6 protein-coding genes and 1 pseudogene are annotated in these 4,509 nt (G+C 51.4%); 6 read left to right on the top strand and 1 reads right to left on the bottom strand.

Features of this window, described 5'->3' with window-relative positions:
- Nucleotides 1-296: 296 nt before the first annotated feature.
- Nucleotides 297-398 (bottom strand): helix-turn-helix domain-containing protein, encoded by a 102-nt coding sequence (locus B9T16_RS26185; RefSeq protein WP_231852140.1) that lies wholly within the window; start codon nucleotides 396-398, stop codon nucleotides 297-299.
- Nucleotides 399-1,670: 1,272 nt separating this feature from the next.
- Here B9T16_RS26185 and B9T16_RS26180 point away from each other — a divergent pair.
- The 6 genes and pseudogenes from B9T16_RS26180 to B9T16_RS26155 form a co-directional block, all read left to right on the top strand.
- Nucleotides 1,671-1,862, top strand: a complete 192-nt coding sequence (locus tag B9T16_RS26180; protein WP_014274997.1) for an efflux RND transporter permease subunit — start codon at nucleotides 1,671-1,673, stop codon at nucleotides 1,860-1,862.
- Between the two features lie 110 nt (nucleotides 1,863-1,972).
- Nucleotides 1,973-3,012 (top strand): annotated as a pseudogene (locus B9T16_RS26175) (efflux RND transporter permease subunit).
- A complete protein-coding gene (locus tag B9T16_RS26170) occupies nucleotides 2,912-3,385 on the top strand; it encodes an efflux RND transporter permease subunit (RefSeq protein WP_308805613.1) in 474 nt (157 codons plus the stop codon). Before B9T16_RS26175 ends, B9T16_RS26170 begins: the two are co-directional and overlap by 101 nt.
- A 15-nt stretch (nucleotides 3,386-3,400) precedes the next feature.
- Nucleotides 3,401-3,667, top strand: coding sequence for a hypothetical protein (locus tag B9T16_RS26165; RefSeq protein ID WP_014275001.1), 267 nt, complete (start codon nucleotides 3,401-3,403; stop codon nucleotides 3,665-3,667).
- Between the two features lie 162 nt (nucleotides 3,668-3,829).
- Nucleotides 3,830-4,051 (top strand): efflux RND transporter permease subunit, encoded by a 222-nt coding sequence (locus B9T16_RS26160; RefSeq protein WP_014275002.1) that lies wholly within the window; start codon nucleotides 3,830-3,832, stop codon nucleotides 4,049-4,051.
- Between the two features lie 178 nt (nucleotides 4,052-4,229).
- Nucleotides 4,230-4,509, top strand: a 280-nt coding sequence (locus tag B9T16_RS26155; RefSeq protein WP_410246127.1) for an efflux RND transporter permease subunit, incomplete at its 3' end; no start/stop codon positions are given.

The following is a 4,509-nucleotide window of genomic DNA, read 5'->3' as shown; positions in this document are numbered from 1 at the left end:
GAGAGTGATACACCCCAAACCCTGATCAACCCAAAATCCCACCCATCACTAACGCATACCAAAGGGCCAGACGGATTCTGCTATGGCGAAACAGTTGATAGCTATTCATCGCGTCGGGCGGGGTGAACTACCCCAAAGAGCCTTCTGACGAGGATGAGGCTTCGGGATTCAACTTAAAACGATAGCCCTGACCGCGAATAGTTTCAATGGGGCATACAAGCGCCATAACTCGCTAGTTTGCGCCGTAATAAGCGCATTTGCGCCGCCACCACATTACTGATGGGTTCTTCCTCCCCCTACCAAAGTTGATAGCGGATTTTACTCCCCGGAATAATGCGATCGGGATTTTGCATTAAATAGGCAAAAATCTGAAATTCTTTGACCGTTAAGGGAATCATTGAGTGAGGTTGGGTGAGTCGATTACAGATAGTATTGTTCGTCGCGCCGATGCGCATAAATGCTCATCAAGTCAGGGTTTGGGGTTGGAGGGTGGGCGATCGCCGCGGTCCGTGCGCGCAACCCTTGCCAATAATTCCGCCATCACAAAAGGTTTCACCAAATAATCGCCGCGTAGGTGCTACCTACGTCCAGTAATTCGATGATCCGGTTGTCCCAGAGCCGTTAACATCAAAATGGGTAGAGGGTGCGGGTTCGCGCGGATGCGTTGACATAACTCCAAACCCGACAACTCCGGCACAAGCCAATCGGCCAATCGCCACCGTGTAATCCGTCCACTGACTTTCGATCGCAATGCCAGGCCTGCACTCGGCCGCGTCACCCAATCGACAATATATTTCTCATTGACCAGAACTTGCGCGGTCCGCCTATCCTAATTCCGCTTCATCTTCGACCAACAGAATTCGCATCGTGTGCAAGGGGGAGACGACTGCGATCGAGGTTAACAGACTGCGAGAAAAAAGGGGTGAGATTTCACCTAGATTTCATCTCCTCTTTGGCACACTGGGGAAGATTTGGCAGAAAACCCCATGTTTTTGTGAGGAGGTCTAATGAACACAACTTCTATGATTGGCTCAATGTTCGCTCTGGGCTTAATTTTCGGCACACCCACCCTAACCCTAGCCCATGTGGGACACGGCCCCGGGAGTTTCAAGCCGAAGGCGGGATTGACCGAGTTCCCGTCAACCCAGAAACCGATCCCCTCCTCGGGACCCGTCGGGCTCCCATGCAAGTGCGCCTTTGATGGCAGTTCCCGCGTTCTTGTTCATAGCAAGCGCCTTAGTCGATGCGTAGGGGAAACAGTTAGCCTTTGTCTTGTATGGTAGTTTTTATGAACCCTCCGGAGTGCAAATCGGAGCAACAAACGGGGAATGGGTCGAAGTCACAAACGGGTTATCCGTTGGGGAACAACTCGTGAGGTGGGGCAGTTTATCCCTCTATGCTGAATCCCGCAAAACCCAAACCGCAACAACGGTACCGGGTCCAGAAACCGCCACCACTCCCACCGATGAAGTTTCCCCCCAAAACCAGACACCCATGAGGACAATACAGAGCGCAATGTACCTTACAAGCCACTCAGTTTTCCCTAATGAACACTAGCCGCCGCCCGTGGAGGAGTTTTGCTCTTCTGTGGTGGGATTTTCTTCTGGATCCGGAAGTCGTCGGAACAAAAATCTCTTCTCTGACAAATAAGGGAGGTTGATAGCCCGTCGATGTTTAACACCATTCAAAATCCGCCGCTAAAAAATTCCATTGCTCAACGGTGGTTAATGGTGATTGGATCTCTGGTCATCACCATCTGGGGGTTGGTGACAATTACTCAAATGCCCGAGTATGTTTTCCCTCCCTTTGCTCCCCCTCAAGTAGATATCCAAACTGAGGCGGTTGGTTTGGCTCCGGAGTAAGTAGAGGCTCAGATTACGGTTCAGGGTGAAACCAGGCAACCGTGAATGGCTTACCCAGTGTCACCGTTGTCTGGTTCGTTCGTCCTCCAATTGGGGACTCTCTATGGTTCATGTTGTCTTTGACCAAGAGGCTGATATTTACCAAGCGCGGCAGGCTGCAGTTGGACCGACTCCAACAGAATCCGAACCGGAGTCAACTGCCCCAAGGGATTCATCCGCCGGAAATTTCCCCCTTAGTCTCTCCGTTGGGAACGATTCTGCAATATGCCTTTACGGTCAATGGTCAGGGAGAAACCTCTCTGATGGATTTACGCCGTTTGGTGGATGTTACCCTCAGAAATCAGATTCTCCGGGTGCCAGGTGTGTCTCAGGTGACTATTTATGGGGGGGATGAACGGGAAAACCAGGCAACCGTGAATCCACAACTGTTGCGATCGCGCCAAGTCTCCCTCAATGAAGTCACTGCCGCCGCACGGTCCGCCCCTTCCAACGCCCCGGGGGGGTTCGGCGAGGGGGGGGTCAAGAGTTACTCGTCCGAGGGATCGGACAGATGAACACCGACGCCGACTTACAGCAGTCAGTGGCGGCCGTTCAAGACGGCGAACCTCCAAAGCTCCAAGATGTGGCGGAAGTCAAAACCGGAGCAGCACTTAAACTCTTAGATGCCAGCTTCAACGGACAGCCGGCTGTTGTATTGATGATTAACAAGCAACCGGATGTAGATACCCCCACCGTCACCCAAGCGGTGGAAGCGGTGATGAACTCCCTACAGTCCACCTTTCCCGCCGATGTCCGGGTTCAACGCACCTTCCGCCAGTCAAACTTTATTGATTCTGCTATTGGCAACGTTAGCGGCTCCCTCATTCAAGGCATCATCATCGTGTCGGTAATTATGTTGCTCTTTTTAATGAATTGGCGCACGGCTATCATTACCCTGAGTGCCATTCCCTTATCTCTCTTGATTGGCTTAATGTTCATGAAAGCCTTTGGTTTAGGGATTAATACCATGACCTTGGGGGGCTTAGTGGTGGCGATTGGGTCAGTTGTCGATGATGCCCCCCCAGGATATGGAAAACTGCTATCGCGGTTTACGGCGGAATCAAACCCAAGAAAACCCCAACCCCCCCTTTCTCGGTTGTCTGGTTTATGAAACTTCGGTCATGGTGGCGTTGGCTGTCATTTTTTCCACGGTTATTATCATCGTCGTCTTTGCCCCCATTTTTACTTTAACGGGGGTAGAAGGGCGGATTTTTGCCCCCATGGGTTGGGCTTATTTGCTCTCCATTGTCGCTTCTACCTTGGCCTGGGGACCCTTTCGGCCGCCCTCTGTGCTATTTTATTGGCTCATCATCAACTCCCCCAAGAAGGCACATTTATTTCACGTGGGGCATCCGCGTTTGTATCGCCCACGGCGAGACTTGTCTGGTCCGGACTCCCCAACTGATTTTAGGATTAGCCTTAGCCTCCTACGTTGTCTACATAGCGCCGTTGTGCCTTCCTTGGGACGGGTTTTCTGCGCCTGATTTCAGGAAAAATCTATGGTGAACTCTATGGTTTTATTTCAGTCGGTCTCTTTGGAGATGACCAATCGGGCGGGAATGGCTCTGGCTCAATCCCTACAAGATCATCCCCTTTATGAATGGGTACAAGTTCGTGCTGGACGCGCTCCGGGGGATGCTGATGGGGCGGGGGTGAACATGGCCCATGTGGATGTGGAGTCTCGTTTTCTTGCCCTACAAGACCGAGAGGCGGCTGTTCAACAACTGGCTTGCGAAGTTTCTGCAATTGCCCGGTGTTGCGCCTAATATTGGCGGTTTTATTTCTCACCGCATGGATGAAGTTTTATCGGGGGTCAGMAGTGCGATACGTGCTACGCACACGCTACGCGAACGCTGTCAAAATTTTTGGCCCCGATTTAGTCCAGTTGCGTCAAGTCGCTTAACAAGTCCGAGATGCTATAAAACCTATTGCGGGAGCCCTTCGACTTACAATTAGAACCTCAATTACCTATCCGCGGGGTTCAAATTCATTATGACCGCCAGTTGCAGTCTGGTTATGGTTTAACCATGGCTGCCATTTCTGAGGTGGTGGAAACCGCTCTCAATGGTCAAGTGGTGTCCCAAGTCCCGGAAAATCAACAACTGATTAATATTACCGTCGGTTGCACTTCGCCTCACGCAATAATTTAGATGCCATTGGGGCGATTCCCCTCTCTACCCCCACGGGACAAATGATWCCCCTAGCGTGCTGTGGCTAGAGTCTCGTCAAGGTATGGGGGCTAATGTGGTAGAACCCGAACTTGAAAATGTGTCTCGTTTAATTGTAGTGTCCGCGCTACAAACGCAAACGCGAGACTGAGTCCGTGTGGTGAGTGACATTCAGGCTGCTATCCGCCAAAATGTCCAGTTACCCAATGGCTACTTTATCCAATATGGCGGACAGTTTGAAGCGGAACAAAAAGCCACCAATAATCTGGTCTGGTATAGCATCCTAGCCGCGATTATAATTGCCATTTTGATGTTCTTCGCTGGCGCGTGTCTCTCAGGCGCGACTGTGGCCATTATGCTCAATCTTCCCTTGGCCTTGGTGGGGGGTATTATCTCGATTGTCCTAACGGGGGGGGGTGATTTCTATCGCTTCTCTGATC

Source organism: Arthrospira sp. PCC 8006 (assembly GCF_046480465.1).
GTDB classification, from domain to species: domain Bacteria; phylum Cyanobacteriota; class Cyanobacteriia; order Cyanobacteriales; family Microcoleaceae; genus Limnospira; species Limnospira platensis.
The sequence above is the reverse complement of the archived record's forward strand: the minus strand, read 5'-3'. Positions and strand labels throughout refer to the sequence as shown.